The 20,298-nt window shown below is 70.0% G+C and carries 15 protein-coding genes; 4 read left to right on the top strand and 11 right to left on the bottom strand.

The window, feature by feature from the left end; translation table 11 throughout:
- Positions 1-175: 175 nt before the first annotated feature.
- The 11 genes from RAB70_RS07445 to RAB70_RS07395 form a co-directional block, all read right to left on the bottom strand.
- Positions 176-1,567 carry an NAD-dependent succinate-semialdehyde dehydrogenase gene (locus tag RAB70_RS07445; RefSeq protein WP_148829353.1) on the bottom strand — a complete coding sequence of 464 codons (1,392 nt, stop codon included), beginning with the start codon at positions 1,565-1,567 and terminating at the stop codon, positions 176-178.
- A gap of 65 nt (positions 1,568-1,632) precedes the next feature.
- Complete coding sequence (locus RAB70_RS07440) at positions 1,633-3,039, bottom strand: NAD(P)(+) transhydrogenase (Re/Si-specific) subunit beta (protein ID WP_148829354.1); 1,407 nt, start codon at positions 3,037-3,039, stop codon at positions 1,633-1,635.
- A 4-nt stretch (positions 3,040-3,043) separates the two neighbouring features.
- Positions 3,044-3,358, bottom strand: a complete 315-nt coding sequence (locus tag RAB70_RS07435; protein WP_017909700.1) for an NAD(P) transhydrogenase subunit alpha — start codon at positions 3,356-3,358, stop codon at positions 3,044-3,046.
- A gap of 3 nt (positions 3,359-3,361) precedes the next feature.
- Complete coding sequence (locus tag RAB70_RS07430; protein WP_148829355.1) at positions 3,362-4,501, bottom strand: NAD(P) transhydrogenase subunit alpha; 1,140 nt, start codon at positions 4,499-4,501, stop codon at positions 3,362-3,364.
- A gap of 274 nt (positions 4,502-4,775) precedes the next feature.
- Entirely contained in the window at positions 4,776-6,206 is a 1,431-nt protein-coding gene (locus RAB70_RS07425; RefSeq protein ID WP_148829356.1) for a glycoside hydrolase family 28 protein, read from the bottom strand.
- Entirely contained in the window at positions 6,203-7,543 is a 1,341-nt protein-coding gene (locus RAB70_RS07420; protein WP_148829357.1) for a virulence factor family protein, read from the bottom strand. The genes RAB70_RS07425 and RAB70_RS07420 overlap by 4 nt, the downstream gene beginning before the upstream one ends.
- 326 nt (positions 7,544-7,869) lie before the next feature.
- Positions 7,870-8,976: a rod shape-determining protein RodA gene (rodA, locus tag RAB70_RS07415; protein ID WP_017907587.1), complete on the bottom strand. Its 1,107-nt coding sequence runs from the start codon at positions 8,974-8,976 to the stop codon at positions 7,870-7,872.
- Positions 8,973-11,033 (bottom strand): penicillin-binding protein 2, encoded by a 2,061-nt coding sequence (gene mrdA, locus RAB70_RS07410; RefSeq protein ID WP_148829358.1) that lies wholly within the window; start codon positions 11,031-11,033, stop codon positions 8,973-8,975. Before mrdA ends, rodA begins: the two co-directional genes overlap by 4 nt.
- Before the next feature lies 1 nt (position 11,034).
- A complete protein-coding gene (gene mreD, locus RAB70_RS07405) occupies positions 11,035-11,520 on the bottom strand; it encodes a rod shape-determining protein MreD (protein ID WP_010343694.1) in 486 nt (161 codons plus the stop codon).
- Positions 11,517-12,620 carry a rod shape-determining protein MreC gene (gene mreC, locus RAB70_RS07400; RefSeq protein WP_148829359.1) on the bottom strand — a complete coding sequence of 368 codons (1,104 nt, stop codon included), beginning with the start codon at positions 12,618-12,620 and terminating at the stop codon, positions 11,517-11,519. Before mreC ends, mreD begins: the two co-directional genes overlap by 4 nt.
- A 170-nt stretch (positions 12,621-12,790) precedes the next feature.
- Positions 12,791-13,837: a rod shape-determining protein gene (locus RAB70_RS07395; RefSeq protein WP_010343692.1), complete on the bottom strand. Its 1,047-nt coding sequence runs from the start codon at positions 13,835-13,837 to the stop codon at positions 12,791-12,793.
- 260 nt (positions 13,838-14,097) lie between these two features.
- Between RAB70_RS07395 and RAB70_RS07390 the strand changes: the two genes are divergently transcribed.
- From RAB70_RS07390 to RAB70_RS07375, 4 genes are all read left to right on the top strand, one after another.
- Entirely contained in the window at positions 14,098-15,030 is a 933-nt protein-coding gene (locus RAB70_RS07390) for a carbohydrate kinase family protein (protein ID WP_017911561.1), read from the top strand.
- A gap of 505 nt (positions 15,031-15,535) precedes the next feature.
- On the top strand, positions 15,536-16,048 hold the full coding sequence (locus tag RAB70_RS07385) for a hypothetical protein (protein WP_148829366.1): 513 nt from the start codon (positions 15,536-15,538) through the stop codon (positions 16,046-16,048).
- Between the two features lie 49 nt (positions 16,049-16,097).
- Positions 16,098-17,843: an XVIPCD domain-containing protein gene (locus RAB70_RS07380; protein ID WP_148829360.1), complete on the top strand. Its 1,746-nt coding sequence runs from the start codon at positions 16,098-16,100 to the stop codon at positions 17,841-17,843.
- Between the two features lie 307 nt (positions 17,844-18,150).
- The gene (locus RAB70_RS07375; protein ID WP_170268083.1) at positions 18,151-20,133 is read left to right on the top strand and encodes a sigma-54-dependent Fis family transcriptional regulator; all 1,983 of its coding nucleotides are present in this window, start codon (positions 18,151-18,153) and stop codon (positions 20,131-20,133) included.
- Positions 20,134-20,298: the final 165 nt, after the last annotated feature.

Here is a 20,298-nt window from a genome sequence, read left to right as displayed (position 1 = left end):
AGATGAATTTCTACCAATAACGCCATGAAACAAAAGAACTTTGCTCCAGGTCAAGTGCGCCTGCAGCATGACCTGCCGGCATGCACCGGGCACGCGCCCCGACCCGGGCGTGGCGACGGCACAAAAAAGCCGCCGGGGTTGCCCCCGGCGGCCTGGCCTGACGCATGACGCCCACTCAGAACGGCGCGTCGATGTCGACCACGTCGATCAGCTTGTGATTGACGAATTCCTTGATGCCCAGCCCGATCAGTTCGCGCCCGTAGCCGGAACGGCGCACGCCGCCGAACGGCAGGTCGGCCTTGACCATGGTCGGGTGGTTGACGAACACCATGCCGGTGGAGATGCGCCTGGCCACCGCCACGCCGCGCGCATCGTCGCCGGTGAACACCGAGCCGCCCAGGCCGAACGGCGAATCGTTGGCGATGCGTACCGCGTCGTCCTCGTCCCGGGCGCGGAACAGCATCGACACCGGGCCGAAGAACTCCTGGTGGTAGGCCGGGTTGTCCGGGGCGACGTCGGTGAGGAAGGTCGGCTGCACGAACGCGCCATGCACCGGCACCGGCGGCCCGACCTCGGTCGCGGTGGCGCCATGCCTGACCGCCTCGGCGATCTGCCGCTTCAGGTCGTCGGCGGCGCCCTGCGAAGACAGCGGCGCCAGGGTGGTCGCCGGATCCATCGGATCGCCGGCCCGCAGCGCCGCCACGCCGGCGCGGTAGCGCTGCAGGAACTCCTCGTACACCTCCTGCACCACGATCATGCGCTTGGACGACACGCAGACCTGCCCGCCGTTCCAGTGGCGGCCGAACACCGCCCACTTCACCGTCTTCTCCAGCGGCGCATCGTCCAGCACCACGAAGGCGTCGGCACCGCCCAGTTCCATGGTCGACTTCTTCAGCGCCTTGGCCGCCTGGGCCGCGACGATGGCGCCGGCACCTTCCGACCCGGTGAGCGCCACACCGTGCACGCGCGGGTCGTTGAGGATGGTCTCCACCTGGCCGCGGGTGGCGTAGAGATTGACGAAGGCCCCGGCCGGCAGCCCGGCTTCGGCCATCAGCGCTTCGAACTTGGCCGCGCACTGCGGCACGTTGGAGGCGTGCTTGAGCAACACGGTGTTGCCGGCCGACAGTTGCGGGGCGATGATCCGCGCGATCTGGTAGTACGGGAAATTCCACGGTTCGATCGCCAGCAGCACGCCCAGCGGCTCGTGCACCACCATCGCCCTGCCCTCGGCCGGATCGGCCACCGGCAGATGCTCCGGCGCCAGCAAGCGCTCGGCGTTGACCGCGTAGTACTCGAAGATGTCCGCCGACAGCCGCACCTCGGCTTCGGCCTCGCCGATCAGCTTGCCCATCTCCAGCGTCAGCAGGCATGCGTACTCTCGGGTGTTGGCGCGCAGCAGCCGCGCCGCGGCATGCATCACCCTGGCGCGTTCGGCGAACGGGGCCTGCTTCCATTGCTGGAACGCGGCGTCGGCGGCATCGATCGCGGCCAGTACCTGCGCATCGGTGGCCTCCGGGAAGCTGGCGAGCAATTCGCCGGTATAGGGATTGCGGGTCGCATAGGTCATGGTGGTGTCCTCGTGGAAGGTCGGAAAGCGCCGGACGCCTCGCGCCGGCGCGGGAAGCGGTTGGGTCAGGCGGCCAGCTCCTTCACCGCCTGCACCATGCGGTTGAGCACCGCGGCGGCGTCGCCGTAGACCATGTCGCAGTTGTCGCAGTAGAACAGCAGGTTCTCCACGCCGGCGTAGCCCTTGCCCTGGCCGCGCTTGATCACGTAGACCTGATGCGCCTGGTCGGCGTTGAGGATCGGCATGCCGTAGATCGGCGACGCCTTGTCGGTGCGCGCCGCCGGGTTGACCACGTCGTTGGCGCCGATCACCAGCGCCACGTCGGTGCTGGCGAAGCTGTCGTTGATGTCCTCCATGTCGTAGATCAGGTCGTAGGGCACGCCGGCCTCGGCCAGCAGCACGTTCATGTGCCCGGGCATGCGCCCGGCGACCGGATGGATGGCGAACTTCACGTCGACGCCGGCGGCCTGCAGCAGCTTCACCAGTTCGTATAGCCGCCCTTGCGCCTGCGCCACGGCCAGGCCGTAACCGGGCACGATGATCACGCTGGAGGCGTAGCGCATCGACGTCGCCGCATCGCCCGGCTCGACCGCGGTCATGCGGCCCTGCACGTCGCCCTGCACGACCGCGGCGCCGTCGCCGAAATTGCTGAACAGCACGTTGCCCAGCGAGCGGTTCATCGCCTTGGCCATCAGCACGGTCAACAGGGTGCCGGCGGAGCCAACCACCATGCCGGCGATCATCAGCGCCGGGTTCTGCAGGGCGAAGCCTTCCAGGCCCACCGCCAGGCCGGTGAAGGCGTTGTACAGCGAGATCACCACCGGCATGTCGGCGCCGCCGATCGGCAGCGTCATCAGCACGCCGAAGCCCAGCGCGGCGATGAAGAACGCTGGCGCCGCCCAGGCGCCGCCCGTGCCGGTGACCACCAGCGTGCCCAGCACCAGCGCGGCCAGGAACACCGCAGCATTGAAGGCGCTCTGGCCCTTGAACCGCCACGCGGTGTCGATGCGGCCATCGAGCTTGGCCCAGGCGATCACCGAGCCGGACAGCGAGATCGCGCCGATCAGCGCACCGAGCACGGTCACCGCCAGATGCAGGCCGCCCTGCTGCGGCTGCCGCGCGGTCAGCGCGACCCCGGCCACGGCCGCGGCGGCGCCGCCGCCCATGCCGTTGTACAGCGCCACCATCTGCGGCATCGCGGTCACCGCGACACGGCGGCCGCTGCGCCAGGCCCAGGCACCGCCCAGCAGCAACGCCAGCAGCGCCAGTGCCAGGTTGGTCAGCGCGTGCGGACGCGCCGCGGGCTGCAGGTCGGCGAGATAGCCGAAGGCGGCGGCCACCGCCACCAGCATGCCGATCCCGGCCAGGACGATGCCGCGCAGCGCGGTCACCGGCGAGGACATGCGCTTGAGGCCGAGGATGAAGAGCAACGCGGCGGCGAACCCGCTCAGTTCCACCAGGAGCGAGAGCATGGCGCTACTCCTTCGCGGCTGGCGCGGCGCTGGGCTTGAACATCGCCAGCATGCGGTCGGTGACCACGTAGCCGCCGGCGGCATTGCCGGCGCCCAGCAGCACGCCGACGAAACCGATCGCCTGGCCGGCGACGGTGTCGGCATTGAACAGCGCGTGCATCGCGCCGACCACGACGATGCCGTGGACGAAGTTGGACCCGGACATCAGCGGCGTGTGCAGGATCGACGGCACCTTGCCGATCACTTCGTAGCCGGTGAACGCGGCCAGCATGAACACGTACAACGCGATCAGCCAGCTCATCGACAGATCGAGAGACATGACTCAGGACTCCTTGGTGGGAACGGGCGCGGCGGCCGGCACCGGTGGGTGGCAGAGGCGGCCGTCATGGGTGAGCGCGGTGCCGGCGACCACCGCATCGTCGAAGTCCGGCGCCAGTGCGCCGTCGCGCACCAGCAGGTCGAGCAGCCCCAGCAGGTTCTTGGCGTACAGCTCGCTGGCGTGCTGGGCCAACGCCGAAGGCACGTTGCGCGGGGCGACGAGGGTGACCGGTCCGACGTCCACGGTCTGCCCCGGCACGCTGCCTTCGCAGTTGCCGCCGCTGTCGGCGGCGAGATCGACGATCACCGCGCCGGGCTTCATGCCGGCGATCTGCTCGCGGTCGATCAGGATCGGCGCGGTGCGCCCGGGCACGTTGGCGGTGGTGATGATCAGATCGGCCTGCTGGATGTGCTGGGTCAGCACCGCCGCGGCCTTGGCCCGCTCCTCGGCGCTGAGTTCGCGCGCATAGCCGCCCTCGCCGCGTGCGTCGATGCCGGTGTCGACGAAGCGCGCGCCGACCGACTGCGCCTGCTCGCGGGTTTCCGGACGCACGTCGTAGCCTTCGGTGATCGCGCCTAGCCGGTGCGCGGTGGCCAGCGCCTGCAGGCCGGCCACGCCCAGGCCCATGACCAGCACGCGCGCGGCGCGCAGCGAACCGACCGCGGTGGTCATCATCGGCAGGATGCGCGGCAGATGCACGGCGCCGAGCAGCGGCGCGTAATAGCCGGCCAGTGCGGCCTGGCTGGACAGCACGTCCAGCGCCTGCGCACGGCTGATGCGCGGCACGGTCTCCATCGCGAAGGCGGTGATGCGGCGTTCGCACAGCAGCTCCAGCAGGCCGGGCAGCTTGGCCGGGTACAGCATCGCGATCAGCATGCTGCCCGGGCGCAGCGCCGCCACCGTGCGCAGCGATGGCGCCTGCACGGCCAGCAGCAGGTCCGCACCGGCCACCACCTCTTGCGCATCGTCGAGCACGGTGGCGCCGGCATAGGCCGCATCCGGCAGTCGCGAACCGCTGCCGGCACCGGCCTGCAGGCGCAACTGCGCGCCCAACTTGGCCAGCTTCGGCAGCACCGCGGGCACCATCGCCACGCGGCGCTCCTCGGCCTGTTCTTCCCTCAGGACTGCAACAGTGAACGCCATGATCGCGGCTCGCTTGGAGGACGCGTGCACTGTGCGCGCCGGCCGACGCGCGGGCATTGATCCGGATCAAGCGCGCTGCCGCATCACGCGCAAAAGAACGCGCGCGATGTCCGCAGCTAGGCGGCGGAACGCTGCGGTGTGACAGGGCGATGGCATCACGTGCGGACGATTGCAGTGCGTGGCGGCGCACGCCATCAAAGCCGCAAGACGCGGGCACCGACCGCTCGCGCCACGCGGGCGCGCGCCGGGTGGCTGCCGGCGTTGCGCGCGCGGGCTACAGGGCCGGGAACACCGGCGCGCTGCTGCAGGCTGGAATCGACCCGGCGAGCGTGGTCGCATAGGTCGAGGCCGCGCTGCTGTCCTCGCTCAAGCGCAGGTCGGATTGGTCCACGCCGATGCGCGCATTGCTGGCATGCAGCGTGGCGACATCGGCGGCCACGTGCGCCAGCACCAGCTCGAGCGGTGTCGCGGCGCTGTAGCCCTGCACCGTACTGCCCTTGCCGGCGGGCGTGTCCTGCGCGCGCAATCCGTCGACCACGATCCCGGCGAAGGTCGGCACGCTGCCGCTGCGGCTGCCGCCGTGGTCGTGGCCGTACAGCGGCGTGATCACCAGGGGCTTGGCCACATCGAACAGGCAGGTGTTGCGGTAGAGCACGTCGCGCACCGGTCCGCCCTTGGCCAGGCCGGTCTTGATGCGCAGGCCGTTGCTGTCGGTGGCGACGATGCCGTCGGCGTCGTGGCCGACCAGGCGATTGCCGTCCACCAGCACGTTGCCGACGCCGTACATCACCTCGCTGCCGATGGAGATGCCGTGGGTGCCGTAGAAGCGCGAGTCGCGCACGGTGATGTCGGCCGAGCGCGCGGCGCTGGTCTTGATCGCGATGCCGTCGTCGCCGGCCATCACGTCGTTGTCGGCCAGGGTCGCATTGCGCACGCTGTCCAGATCCAGGCCGTCGGTGTTGGGGCTGTTGGCCGGCGCCCGGACCCGCACGCCCCACACGGTGACGCCGTCGCCGCCGTGCACGAAGACGTGGAAGTACGGCGCATTGACCAGGTTGACGTGGTAGAGCTGCAGATCGGCGACGTCCTGCGCGCGGATCAGGTCGGGCGCGTTCTGGGTCTGGCCGGCGGCCTTGGCGCTGCGCGCGAACTGCCACCAGCTGTCGCTGCCGCCGAGCATCGGCAGGTCGCCGCGGCCGTCGATAGTGCCCTGGCGGCCGGCGCCGTCGCGCACGCCCATCACCCCCAGGCTGCGCCCCTGCAGGGCGATCAGCGCCCGGCAGCCGCCGCTGCGCGCCGCGGCCTGGCCGCAGGCGTTGCGGCCGGGCACCTGGTAGTCGGCGGGCTGGCGCGAGGCGAACAGGGTCACGCCGCTGTCGATCGCCAGCGTGGTGTCGCTGCGGATCGTCAACGGTCCGCTGAGGAAGGCGTTGCCGCTGCCGGCGCGCAGCAGCACCGCGCCGTGCGCACCGGCAGCGCAGCGGTCGAGCGCGGCCTGGATGCGCGCAGTGTCCGGCGCGCTGCGCTCCTGCGCGTCGGCGAAGCGGCGCTGCTGCGCCTGCAGGGTGGCATCCAGCGCCACGCACACCGGCGGCAAGTGCGGTTCGACCACGTGGCGGGAATCGCCGGTCGCGGCGGCGCTGACGAACGCAGCGGCGGCGAGTACGCCGCCGGACACCAGCGCGACGCGCACAGGCTTGCTCATTGCCGGAGCGCGGCGTGCGACGGCGGCAGCGTGGCGGCGGGCGACGCCGCGGCAGCCGCAGGACGCGGCTCCGGCAGCTCGGCGACCGGCAGGCGCGCGTCGGCGGACAATTGCTGCCAGCGGTCGTCGACGATCGTCGCCAGCCCGGCCGGGTGTTGATCGAAATGGTGACCGCCGTGCAACACCACCACCTCCGCTCCGCGCGCGCGCAATTGCGGGCAGAGCGTATCTTTTTCCTTGTCGCCGTACACGCACAGCAACTGCGCCGCGGGAATGCGCGCCAGTTCCGGCTGCACCGGCAGTGCGTCGTCGTCATCGCCGAGGTTGAGCCAGCCGCGCACGCGGATCTGGAAATCGGCCTTGTGTTCCAGGCCCAACAACGCGACCAGGCCGACCTGCTCGCGCTGCGCCGGTGGCAGCCGGTTGACCATGAACGGCAGGGTGGTGGCGCCGAAGGAATAGCCGACCAGCAGGATCTTCTGCGGACGCCAGCGCTGCTGGTAGTAGGCGATGACCCGGCTCAGGTCGGCGCTGGCCCGCGCCGGCGGCTTGGCCCGCCAGAAGTAGCGCAGACTGTCCCAGCCGACCACGGCGATGCCGCGGCGCTGCAGCGCTTCGGCCATGCCCTTGTCGATGTCGCGCCAGCCGCCGTCGCCGGACAGCACGATGGCCAGCGGTGCGCCCGGGGTCGCCGAGGGCAGCTCGGTCAGCGGCAGATCGTCCAGCGCCCCGCCACGGCCGCGCGCATGCAGATGCGCGGCGACCCGCGCGGCCAGCGCGGCATCCACGCCGCCATCGGCCGGCGCGGCCACGGTGTCGACAAAGCCCTGCGCAGCGGTCGCGGCGGCGGTGCCGGCACAGACCTCGGTGGGTGCCGGCGCCACGCCGATCGCGCCTCCCAGGGTCGCGGAGGGCGCCGCGCCGACGATGCGCGCGGCCAGGGTCGCGGCGGTGCCGGTGCCAGCCAGCACCGGCAGGTAGTAGCTGTCGCCGTGCAACTGCCGCTGCAGCCGCCGGCTCAGCCGTTCGGCATCGTGCCAGGCCTTGTCGCAGCCGTGGCCGCCACGGCGCAAGTGCTTCAGATAGCGCTGGCCGTCGACCACCGCGACCAGCGCGCCGCTGGCGGCGATGCGCCGCGCGGCGTCCTGCCGCTGCGCCGGGCTGCCGCTGGCCAGCAGGATCACCAGGCCCTGCGGCGCCCCCTGCGGATGCACCAGGGTCGTGCGCCCGTAGCCACGGGCGTGCAGCGCCCCCGGCGGAAAGTAATAGCGCAGCAGTGCATAGCCGCTCAGGCCCAGCACCACGCTCGTCAACAGCAACACGCGCAGGAATTTCATCGACACGCATCCATCCCGGCCAACGCCGAGCCTCTGGACAACCACGGGAACGACGAGGCAGCGGCGGACGACGCAGACGGGTGGGCCGGAGCCCGGATCGGCGGATGCGCTGCGGAGGATGCCTCGGCGATGTGGGCTGGGATGGATGCGCGGGGTCGCACCTGCCTACCCGGAAGTTCCTGCACACCTGTGGGCCGGGGGGGAGCGGCGCGCGTCACGTGGCATCGACGCGCATTGTGCGGATGCACGACATGCGCCGCAATAATGCCGTCACCTGCCAGCAAGGTTGCGGTTAAGCCAGCGCGCGTCGAACGCTGTGCGCTGGTTCAGTAGCCGTGCACCGGACGGTGCGCCTTCACCGCCATCACCAGGCCCAGCCCGGCCAGCAGCGACACCGCCGAGGTGCCGCCGTAGCTCATCAGCGGCATCGGCACGCCGACCACCGGCAGCAGCCCGGAGATCATGCCGCCGTTGACCAGCACGTAGACGAAGAACGCCAGGCCGGTGGCGCCGGCCAGCAGCCGCGAGAAGGTGTCGCGCGCCTGCGAGGCGATCCACAGGCAGCGCCCGATCACGATCAGGTACAGGGTCATCACCGTGGCCACGCCGATCCAGCCGAACTCTTCGCTGAGCACGGAGAACGCGAAGTCGGTGGTCTGCTCGGGAATGAAGTTCAGGTGCGACTGCGAGCCCATGCCCCAGCCCTTGCCGTGCAGGCCGCCGGAACCGATCGCGATCTTGGACTGGATGATGTTCCAGCCGGCGCCGAGCGCGTCGTTCTCCGGGTTGAGGAACATCATGATGCGGTCCTTCTGGTAGGGCCGCAGCAGCCACAGCCAGGCCACCGGCGCGGCCGCGGCGACGCCGCCGACGGCGATGCCCACCCACCACCACGGCAGGCCGGCCAGCAGCAGCACGAAGCCACCGCTGGCGGCGATCAGCACGCCGGTCCCGAAGTCCGGCTGCAGCATGATCAAGGCGGTGGGAATGCCGATGATGACCGCGCTGACCAGCACGGTCGGGATGCGCGGCGGCAGCGGCATGCGGTGCAGGTACCAGGCCACCATCATCGGCATGCTGATCTTCAACAGCTCGGCCGGCTGCAGGTAGAACACCTTCAGGTCCAGCCACTGCCGCCCGTACTTGCCGGTGCCCAGCACGAACACCGCCAGCAACGGCAGCATCGACAGCGCGTAGATCAGCGGGGTCCAGGCGCGCAGGCGCAGCGCCGACACCCGCGACAGGCTCCACATCGCCGCCGCACCGATGGCGAAACGCGCGCCCTGCGCCATCACCAGGTGCATGCCACCGGCGCTCTTGAGCACCGCCAGCCCCATCGCCATCAGCGCGCCCAGGGCCAGGCACAGCGGCCAGTCCAGGGTGCGGGTGAAGCGGCCGCCGATGTCGACCAGCCAGCGCAGGAAATCCTTCATCGCTCGTCCGGAATCTCGTCGGGGATCGCCGGCGGCGCAGCCGGCAGCGGCACCGCCGCGGCGTCCACCTCGGCCTGGCCGATCAGCACCGGGCGTTCGCCGGCGGCCAGTGCGACCGCGTCGGCGGCGGCGCGCGAGCCGGGATCTTCTGCGTAGTACAGGTGGCTGCCGAACGCGGTGGCGCCGCGCAGGCTGTCCAGCGGCTCGACCCCGGGCGGCAGCCGGCCGAGCAGCCAAGCATCGAAGATCTTGCGCGCGATCGGTGCGGCGGTGCTGGCGCCGTAGCCGCCGCCTTCCACCGCGATCGCCAGGGCGATGGTCGGCCGCTCCGCCGGCGCGAAGCCCTCGAACAGCGAACGGTGGCGCAGGTGCATCGGCAGGCTGCGCGGATCGACCGCCGCCAGTCCCTTACGGCTGACCACCTGCGCGGTGCCGGTCTTGCCGGCCATCTGGTAGGGCGCGCCGACGGTGATCGAATAGCCGCTGCCGCCCGGGCGCATGGTGTCCATCATGCCTTCGCGCACCGCCTGCAGATTGCTGGGGTTGTCGCTGATCGGCTTGCTCGTGCCCGGCTGCACCGGCGCCCAGGGCTGGTCGAAGGCCTGGCGCGTGGCCATCACCAGGTGCGGCGTGCGCAGTTGCCCATCGGCGAGGCCGGCGACGCCGCGCACCAGTTGCAGCGGGGTCACCTTCCAGTCGCCCTGGCCGATGGCGATGTTGACCGTGTCGCCGGGGTACCAGGCTTCCTTGCGGCTCTTGGCCTTGTACGCCGGCGAGGGCACGATGCCGCCGGTCTCGCCGACCAGGTCGATACCGGTGGGCACGCCGAAGCCGTAGCGGGTCATGTACTGGTCGACCTTGGTGATGCCCATGTCGATGGCCAGCTTGTAGTAGTAGGTGTTCACAGACTGCGCGATCGACTTGCGCAGGTCGGTCCAGCCGTGGCCGCCGCGGTGCGAGTCGCCCCAGCCGCGGCTGACCCCGGGCAGGTAGAACATGCCGGTGGAGAGGATCTTGTCCTCCGGGCGGCGGGTGCCGCTGTCCAGGCCGGCCAGGCCCATGAACGGCTTGATGGTGGAACCGGGCGCCACGCCACCCAGCACCAGGCGGTTGAACTGCGGCCGCGACGGGTCGCTGTTGAGCGCCTGGAAATCGGCGTGGGAGATGCCGTTGACGAACAGGTTGGGGTCGTAGGACGGCAGGCTGACCATGGCCAGGATCTCGCCGGTGCGCGGATCGATGGCGATGGCCGAGCCCTGGTAGTCGCCGAACGCGGCGACCATGGCGCGCTGCAGGTCGGCGTCGATGGACAGGCGCAGGTCGGCGCCGGACTGCGCCGGCACCCGGCCGACGGTGCGGATCGCGCGGCCCTGCACGTTGGTCTCGACCTGCTCGTAGCCGACCTTGCCGCGCAGTTGCTCCTCGTAATAGCGCTCCAGCCCGGACTTGCCGATGTGGGTCAGCGCGGCGTTGCCCTCGCCCAGCGTCTCCAGGTCCTTCTCGTCGATACGGCCGACGTAGCCGATGATGTGCGCGAACAGGTCGCCGTAGGGGTAGTGCCGGGTCAGGTAGGGTTCCAGCTCCACGCCCGGGAAGCGCCAGCGGTCCACCGCGAAGCGCGCCCGCTCCTCCTCGCTGACACGCAGCTTCAGGGTGATCGGGCGGAAGCTGCGGCTGGCCTTGCGCGCGGCCTGGAACCGCTCGATGTCTTCAGGCGACAGCGCGATGACCTTGCCCAGCTCGGCCAGCAGCGCGTCCATGTCGGCGACCTTGTCCGGGGTCACGTCGAGCCGGAACGCGGGCACGTTCTCGGCCAGCAGGCGGCCGTTGCGGTCGTAGATCATGCCGCGCCCGGGCACCACCGGCCGTGGCTTGATGCGGTTGGCGTCCGAGCGGGTGGCGTAGATGTCGTGGTCCAGCACCTGCAGCTTGAAGTACCAGCCACCCAGGCCCAGCAACGCCAGCAGCACGGCGAGGAAACCCAGCGCCGCGCGGCGCCGGAACTGCTCGGCCTCGGCGTGCGGATTCTTCTGCGCGCGGCGCGGATGCAGGGCCATGCTACTTGCTCCGCCGGCCCAGCCGCAGCGCGTCCAGCAGCACGAACAGCGGCGGCCACAGCGCCATGCCCAGCAGCGGCGCCCACCAGTAGTTCCACGGCAGCGTCGGCTCGCCGACGGCCAGGTGCACCGCCGCGGCGACGATGCGGTCGTTGACCAGCAGGCCGCCGATCGCCAGCGCCTGCTGCGACATCGGGAAGAAGCGGATGCGCGCGCGGAAGCGCTGCAGGATGAAGCTCAGGATCACCAGGCGCAGCGCCTGCTCGCCCAGCACCCCGCCGTACAGCAGATCGGCCAGCACCCCGACCGCGAAGGCGAAGCCCAGCCCGACCTTGTCCGGCGTCTCGATCACCCAGTACGCCACCACCAGCGCCAGCCAGTACGGCCGCAGCGGCTGCACCACCAGCGGCAACGGCATCAATCCCAGCAACAGCGCCACGATCACGCTGACCGGGAGCACCCAGCCTTTGCTGCGCAGGCGGCTCATTGGCCCGTCTCCTTTGGAGCCGGGCGGGAATCGGGATTCGGGAATCGGGAATCGGATGTCGCGCGTGCCGGCTTGGTCGGCGGCGGGGTGGTCGCGTTGCCGGACGGGTGCGCGCTCGGCGACGCAGTGACCGCAGCTCCGGCTGCGGCCGGAGCCGCGCCCTGCGCTGGCTTGGTGTCACCGCCTTGCGCTGCTCCAGCCACGGGCGAGGCGCCTTCCGCTGCCGCGGACGCCGGCTTCGCCAATTCCCGATTCCCGATTCCCCACTCCCGGCTCTTCAGCAACAACACATCCCGCCCGCGGTCCAGCTTCGCCGCCGGCTTCAGTTCGCCGACTAGGAAGGCGTGGGTGTCGTCCGGGCGCAGGGCGGAGATGGTGCCGACCGGGAAGCCGGCCGGGAAGCGGCCGCCCAGCCCGGAGGTGACGATCTCGTCGCCCACCTCGACGCCGGCGCTGAGCGGGATGTCGCGCAGTTCCAGGCTGCCGCCGCGGCCGTAGACGATCAGGCGCACTCCGTTGCGCGCCACCGTCACCGGCACCGCGTGGTCGGGGTCGGTCAGCAGCAGCACGGTGGAGTGCAGCGGGGTCACCGCGATCACCTGGCCCATCAGGCCGCCGGCGTCGATCACCGCCTGGCCGACGTGCACGCCGTCGCGGCTGCCGGCATCGAGCACCAGGCGCTGCCGGGTCGGGTCCAGGTCGATGTCCAGGATCGGCGCCAGTTGCACGTCCAGGCCGCGGCGCTCGGCCACGCCCAGCAGTTCGCGCAGCTGCGCGTTGTCCAGCGCCGCGGTCTGCAGCCGGGTCAGGCGCGCCTTGGCGATCAGCAGTTCGTTGCGCAACGCGCGGTTTTCCTTGACCAGCTGCGCGTGGCTGGCCGCGTTCTCCTGCACCTGCGACCCCAGCCGCCCGGGCAGGCCGGCCAGCGCCCAGATCGGCTGCACCAGCACCGTGGCCTGGCTGCGCAGGCGGGCCAGCCAGTCGGCCTGCGCGTCGAGCACGATCAGCACCAGCGCCAACGCCAGGTAGGCCAGCAGGCGCGGCGTGCTGGCGGATTCGCCGGGGCGGGCGGTGACGGGAGGACCGGCGTAAGGAGGCACGGGCTAAAGCCGGGAATGGGGAATCGGGAGTGGGGAATCGGAAAGCAACGGCGCGCTCCCGGCGCGATCGGGCCGGGGCGCGGATATGGCGGTGAACGCGGGTACTGGGGCATCGGTGCGGATGGGGCATTCGATTGCCCATTCCCCATTCCCGATTCCCAGCCTCACCATCACTCCGGCGCGAAGAACTCGTTGCCGTGCATGTCCACCAGTTCCAGCGCACGGCCGCCGCCGCGGGCCACGCAGGTCAGCGGATCGTCGGCAACCTGCACGTGCAGGCCGGTTTCCTCGGAGATCAGCCGGTCCAGGTCGCGCAGCAGCGCGCCGCCGCCGGTCAGCACGATGCCGCGCTCGGCGACGTCGGCGCACAGTTCCGGCGGGGTCTGCTCCAGCGCCAGCTTGACCGCCGAGACGATGCCCGACAGCGGCTCGTGCAGCGCTTCCAGCACTTCGTTGGAGTTGATCTTGATCATCTTCGGCACGCCCTCGGCGAGGTTGCGGCCGGAGATCTCCATCTCCTGCACCACCGCCTGCGGGTAGGCGCAGCCGATTTCCAGCTTGATCCGCTCGGCCGTGGCCTCGCCGATCAGCATGCCGTGGTTGCGGCGCACATAATTGGTGATCGACTCGTCGAAGCGGTCGCCGCCGATGCGCACCGACTGCGAATAGACGATGCCGTTCAGCGAAATGACCGCGACCTCGGTGGTGCCGCCGCCGATGTCGATGACCATCGAGCCGCGCGCCTCGGTGACCGGCATGCCGGCGCCGATCGCCGCGGCCATCGGTTCCTCGATCAGGTACACGTCGCGGGCGCCGGCCTCCTCGGCCGATTCCTTGATCGCGCGGCGCTCGACCTGGGTGGAGCCGGCCGGCACGCACACCAGCACGCGCGGGCTGGGGCGCAGGAAGCGCGACTTGTGCACCTTCTTGATGAAATGCTTCAGCATCGCCTCGGTGTAGGTGAAGTCGGCGATGACGCCGTCCTTCATCGGGCGGATGGTGGTGATGTGGCCCGGCGTACGGCCGAGCATCTGCTTGGCCTCGGCGCCGACCGCGGCCACCGAGCGGGTGCCGCCGATCGCCCGGTCCTGGCGCACCGCGACCACCGACGGTTCGTTCAGCACGATGCCCTGGCCACGCACGTAGATGAGGGTGTTGGCCGTGCCCAGATCGATGGACAGGTCGTTGGAGAACATGCCGCGGAGTTTCTTGAACATCGGGGGATTGGGTCCTGGGGCGCGCGCCGTCGCCAGAATGGCGAAAAAATGGGCAGAAAACGAAGTCCGCTAGCCTAGCAACCCGCCTGGGTGCGGGCAAGGAAAATTCTCGCTAAAACCACGCGTTGCGTGGTATCGGCGGGACCGCGATGGATCGTGGTTCTGGCCCTGCCGGGCCGCAGCCGTTACCCTTTGCGCCGCGGCGACCCCGCCCCTCGCCCGCCTGAATGCGGGCTCATTCCTCCGCCAAGGCCTGCCCGATGTCTGCACTGATCTGTGGTTCTCTCGCTTACGACACCATCATGGTGTTCCCGGACCAGTTCAAGAACCACATCCTGCCGGACAAGGTGCACATCCTGAACGTGTCGTTCCTGGTGCCGCGGATGCGCCGCGAGTTCGGCGGCTGCGCCGGCAACATCGCCTACAACCTGCACCTGCTGGGCGGCCACCCGATCCCGATGGGCACCGTGGGCCAGGACTTCGGCCCGTACCGCGAGCATTTCCAGGCGCTGGGCATCGACCTGTCGCGGGTCAAGGTGATCGAGGAGCTGTTCACCCCGCAGGCGTTCATCACCACCGACCACGACAACAACCAGATCACCGCGTTCCATCCGGGCGCGATGATGCGCAGCTACGAGAACCACGTGAAGGACGTGCCGGGCGTGACCCTGGGCCTGGTCGGCCCGGACGGGCGCGAGGGCATGATCCAGAACGCCGAGGAGTTCAGCGCCGGCGGCGTGCCGTTCATCTTCGACCCCGGCCAGGCCATGCCGCTGTTCAACGGCCCGGAGCTGCGCCAGTTCATCGAGCAGGCCGACTACGTGGTGGTCAACGACTACGAGTCCAACCTGCTGCAGGAGCGCACCGGCTGGAACGAGAAGGACATCGTCTCGCGCGTGCAGGCCTACATCACCACCCAGGGCCCCAAGGGCGCCCTGGTCCACACCCCCGAGAAGACCTACGACATCCCGCCGGCGCACGAGCGCCGCGTGGTCGACCCCACCGGCTGCGGCGACGCCTTCCGCGCCGGCCTGATCTTCGGCATCCAGCGCGGCTGCGACTGGCTGACCATCGGCCGCATGGGCAACCTGATGGGCGCCCTGAAGGTCGAGCACCCGGGCACGCAGAACCAGCGCTTCGACTTCGACGAATTCAACGACCAGTTCAAGCAGCAGTTCGGTTACGCGTTGTAAGGCTGGGGCACTACCGGCGGAACGGCAGCGTCGACACCTGGCCATCGCGCTTGCCGGACGCTTGCCCGGCGGGCCGCCGTTCCACGACCGATTACGAGGCGGCATCCAGGCTTGCGGCGCCGATCCGGGCGGGGCTAGACTCGGCCGCCCGCGTCGATGGAATGATCGGATGGACACCGCGCCTCGCTGGACCGCCAGGATCCTGGCCGCCGCACCGATCCCGCGTGGACTGCTGCTCTCCCTGTGCTGCGCGGCGACCCTGTGCGCCTGTGGCAACGCCGCCCAGGCACCCGCGAGCGCGACGCCCTCCGTGCCCCCGACCGCCCCCGCGCCTGCCGCGAACGGCCTGACGGCGCCTGCTGCGACGCACGATGCGGCGGCCGCGCAAGTGCCCCCCGGCCACTATGCCACCCAGCCCGGCTGGGGCCAGCTGACCGTGCAGCCCGATGCGCGCTTCACCCTCGAAACGCAGAATGTCGATGCCGGTTGCAGCTTCAGCGGCACGCTGCACGGGACCCAGGCCGCGGTCGACGACGGCACCTGCACGCTGCAGTTCGCACCCAAGGCAGACGGCGTGGCGGTGTCCGCCACGGCCGGCGCCGAGAGCGCGTGCCGGGAGTACTGCGGCGGCAACGGCAGCTTCGCAGGCGACTATCTGAAACAGGCTGCGACCTGCACGCCTGAAGTCATGCAGCAAACGCGCAAGGCCTTCCAGGCATCCTACGATCGCAAGGACTATGCGGGTGCCGAAGCGGCGCTCGCGCCGCTCTATCGCGACTGCGTGGCGGCCCTCAGCTTCAGCGACGCCGGCGCCATCCGCAACGACTACGCGCTGACCCAGCATAAACTCGGCGACGATGCCGGATGCCGGCAGACGCTGGCGCCCTACCAGGACGACGCCAAGCGCAGCGACGACGCCATCAGCGATGGCATGACGCCCGCCCTCGTCGACGATTACCTCCGCGTGATCCGCGCCGCACGCACCAACCTCAAGCTCTGCGGAGAAGGCAGAGGCTAACGCGAACGCAAGCGTCTACAGGGACGACACACCATCGGGGAACAGCGACATGTCCGATCCAAACACCGCCCCCACCGCGGCAAGGCCGCAACTCACCGACGCGCAACTCAAGACCTTGGGTTACTTCGCCATCGGCGTGGTCTCGGAAGGCAGCCTGGGCTCCAAGAATGTGGCCTATCACCTGTCGTTCGCCGGATCGGTCGAGGGCAACACGCTCAAGCCGGTGGCCAACAGCGGCTTCAGCATCGGCACGCTGCAGACCGACCTGGGCGCACATCCGGACGTCGTCCCGACGCTGGTGGATGCCTACCAGACATGGGCCGCCCGGCAGACTCCGAGCCTGGCGCTGTCGGAAAACCAAAGAACACAGACGATCTCCGATCTGCAGCGCAATGGCGATGCCATCCGCGCGGACAACGGCCGCGCACCCGATGCAACCGTGCTCAAGAACCTCAATAGCTTCCTGGCCTCCGATGCAGGCGTGCAATTCGTACACGATCGCGACCGCACGCAGATCGACCATCTGATGCGCGAAGGCGACGGCAAGAAGGACCCTGGCGGCGCGCTGCACCAATTGCGCCAGACGGAGTTGTACAAGAACGCGAGCCTGGACGACCAGGCCAAGTACGCCACCGTGCTGATGAAGCTGGAGAACCAGGCCGGCAAGAGTCAGTATCCGAAGATCCTCAAGGACATCAACGACGGCAGCCTCGGCAGCGTCGAGGACGTGGTGAACAAGGTCGACGCGCTGCTGCCGAACAAGACCAACAAGAAAGGCGAGGTGGTGCCCGACTACATCGAGAGCGGCGTCCACCACGCGCTCGCAGGTACCGAGGTGTTCAACAAGCTCCGTGCGGCGCAGCCCGGGAATCCCCTGCATGACGCTTTTGCGGCGGTCTCCGCCGACCCATTGCGCAGCCCCGTCGACCTGAAGGGCGATACCGCCCACGCGGATGCGCTGCATCAGTACAACGCGACCAAGACCCTGTTCCTGCAGAACGGCCAGTCGCCAAAACTGATCGGCGCCCTCGACCAGGACAGTGCGTTCGGCTACAACCTCAAAGGCCGGAACGGTAAGACGGTCGCGCAGTCGTCGAGCCTGTTCGGCGCGGACAACGATGTGGTCGTCTTCGATGGGAACGGTCACGGTACCGCCTTCGTCGGCGGCAAGTGGAGCGCGGTGCAGCGCGACGAGGTCAAGCGCGTCGGCAATGCCGATCAGAGCGTGGATCTTCAACTGCGCAAGGACGGCAAGAGCGAAACGCTGCTGCACGTACCGACCCCGGCGCAGTTGCGCGAACGCAGCGAGCAGCAGCAACCGCAAACGCCTGCGCCGGATCGCGCTCCGGCGTCGGCGCCCGGCCCGAACGACGCCAGCCACCGGAATCATGCGCTGCTCGAGCAGATCCGCGAGGGCGTCAGAAGGATCGACCAGGATCTGGGCAAACCGTACGATGCGGCCAGCGAACGCCTGAGCCGTGCTGCGCTGGCCGCTTGCCGGGACAATGGCGGCCCCGGCAACGCGCCGCTGGCGTCGAACGCACTGGAACGGGCCGATCGCGTGGCGCTCACCGAGAAGGGCCATCTGGTGGTGGTCGAAGGTGAACAGCGCGACCCGGCGCAAAAGCGCGCCAGCGTGGATGTGCAAGTGGCGCTCGCCACTCCGGTGGAGCAGTCCGACCAGCGACTGCAGGCCGCGAACCAGGCGATCGACCGCGAACGGCAACTCGCGCAACAGCAGGAATTGGCGCGCGAGCGGGACGCACCGAGCCGCAACGGCCCGGCACTGGCATAACCCGACTTCGGCCGGGCGCATGCGGCAGCGCGCATCGCGCCGTCTGCGTAGCAGGCGATGCGGCACTCGATTCGCCCCGTCGCCGTTCCCCCCGCGCGACGGTGGATGCGGATGCACTACGACAGGGCGCTGCCGGGGCGCGGCGCGTCCTGCACACCCACCGACAGTCATGATGGAGCGAGGCTCCCAGCGCGACCGGGGGATCGACGGCGGGCAACGCCATCGCTTTGCTGCACTGCGGGTTGAGCCCAGGCCTGGTTTGTGCGTCACTTGCGCAAGGGCCCCTGGGGGGGACGAGAGCGCGCCCATGTCCGAGTCGACTGTCGCCAGCCTCGCGCAAGCCAAGGTCGTCGCACCATCCGCCACCGAGGCCGACTGCGCGCCGCTGGCGCGCATGCGCCATTTCCGCCAGATCGAGTCCTTGCCGCCGGCGCTGGCACGCTCGTGGCGGCGCTGCCTCGACGAGTACGGCCTGGCCCCGGACACCCACCCCTCGCCGATGGTCCATGACGACGGCGAGCTGCGCGAGCGCCAGCAGCGGCTGGAGGCGCTGCTGCGCATCGCCAAGGTGGAGATGGAAAATCTCTACGAACAGATCGCCGGCGGCAGCTACGCGGTGGTGTTCGCCGACACCGAGGCCACGGTCCTGCACAGCGTGCAGGATCCGGCGCTGCTGCGTGCGTTCCGCGAGACCGGGCTGTTCTGTGGCGCCAGTTGGGCCGAACGCTACCAGGGCACCAACGGCATCGGCACCTGTGCGGTGGAGGGCAGTGCGCTGAGCGTGCACCGCGGCGAACACTACCTGGAGCGGCACCTGCCGTTGTCCTGCAGCGGCGCGCCGATCCTGGACCCGCAAGGCCATCTGCTGGCGGTGCTGGACGCCTCCACGCCCGACCCGCGCGACACCAAGCTGGTGCAATGCCATACCGGCGCGCTGGTGCGCATGTCGGCGGCGCAGATCGCCCGCGCATACTTCCTGGAACAGTACCGGCATGCGTGGATCCTGCGCTTCCACAGCCGCCCCGAGTTCGCCGGGCTGCTGCACGAGGCGCTGATCGCGGTCGGCGGCGACGGCCGCGTGCTCGCGGTCAACGAGGCCACGCTGGAACAGCTCGGCAAGCCCGACCGTTCGCCACTGGTCGGGCGCGACATCGCCCAGGTGATGCAGCTGGATTTCGACACGCTGGAGCAGCGCGCGCGCAAAGACGCCAGCACGTTGTGGTCGATCCGCTGCGCCTGCCACGGCCGCCGCTTCTTCGCCCTGGCGCAGCCGCCGCGTGCGCGCAGCGCTGCCGGACGAACGCGCGCCGCGGGCGGGGACGGCCAGGCCGCGCGCGCCAACGATCATGTCGGTTCCGATCCGCGCATGCTGCACAACCTGGACAATGCGCTGAAGCTGGCCAAGCACCGCGTGTCGATCCTGCTATGCGGCGCCACCGGCACCGGCAAGGAAGAGTTCGCCAAGGCGGTGCACCGCAGCTCGCCCTGGGCCGACCGCCCGTTCGTGGCGGTGAACTGTGCGGCGATCCCGGAAGCGCTGATCGAGAGCGAGCTGTTCGGCTATGCGCGCGGCGCCTTCACCGATGCCGCGCGCGAAGGACGCCACGGCAAGCTGTTGCAGGCCAGCGGCGGCACCCTGTTCCTGGACGAGATCGGCGACATGCCGCTGCCGCTGCAGACGCGCCTGCTGCGGGTGCTGGAGGAACAGAGCGTGACCCCGCTGGGCAGCGACCGCGCGGTGCCGCTGGAACTGCACGTGATCAGCGCCAGCCACCGCGACCTGGCGCAGATGGTCGGCAGCGGCGGCTTCCGCGAGGACCTGTACTACCGCCTCAACGGCGTGGTGCTGCACCTGCCGCCGCTGCGCGAGCGCAGCGACAAGGCCGAACTGATCCGCACCCTGCTGCGCGAGGAGAGCGGCGAGCAGACGGTGCGCATCAGCGAGGACGCCCTGCACAAGCTGCTCAGCTATGCCTGGCCCGGCAACCTGCGGCAGCTGCGCAACGTGCTGCGTACCGCGGCGGTGCTGTGCGCCGATGGCGTCATCCGCATCCCCAACCTGCCGCAGGAAATCGTCGATGCCGACAGCGGCCCATGCCTGCTCGGCGACGATGCGCATGCCGGCGACGGCATGCCCGGCCGCGTCGCCCTGGACAGTGCCGAGCGCAGCGTGCTGCAGCAGCAGCTCGAGCGTCACCGCTGGAACGTCAGCCGCACCGCCGATGCGCTGGGCATCAGCCGCAACACCTTGTATCGCAAGCTGCGCAAGCACGGGTTGGCGACGGCTTGAGTGGCGGCGGCATCGCGATTCAATGGAGTTGCTGCGCGTCGCGAATGAAGCCTCGCCTGTCGCGGCCTGCCATTCGGTAGCGGCGTGAGTGCTGTGGGGTATTGGCGTCCCAACCGTTGAGGCCGCTGGAGGATGCCGGGCTTCGGTGTCGCGGCTGAAGCAGCT

The sequence above is a fragment of the Xanthomonas sontii genome, from assembly GCF_040529055.1.
In the GTDB taxonomy this organism is placed as follows: Bacteria; Pseudomonadota; Gammaproteobacteria; order Xanthomonadales; family Xanthomonadaceae; genus Xanthomonas_A; species Xanthomonas_A sontii.
The sequence above is the reverse complement of the archived record's forward strand: the minus strand, read 5'-3'. Positions and strand labels throughout refer to the sequence as shown.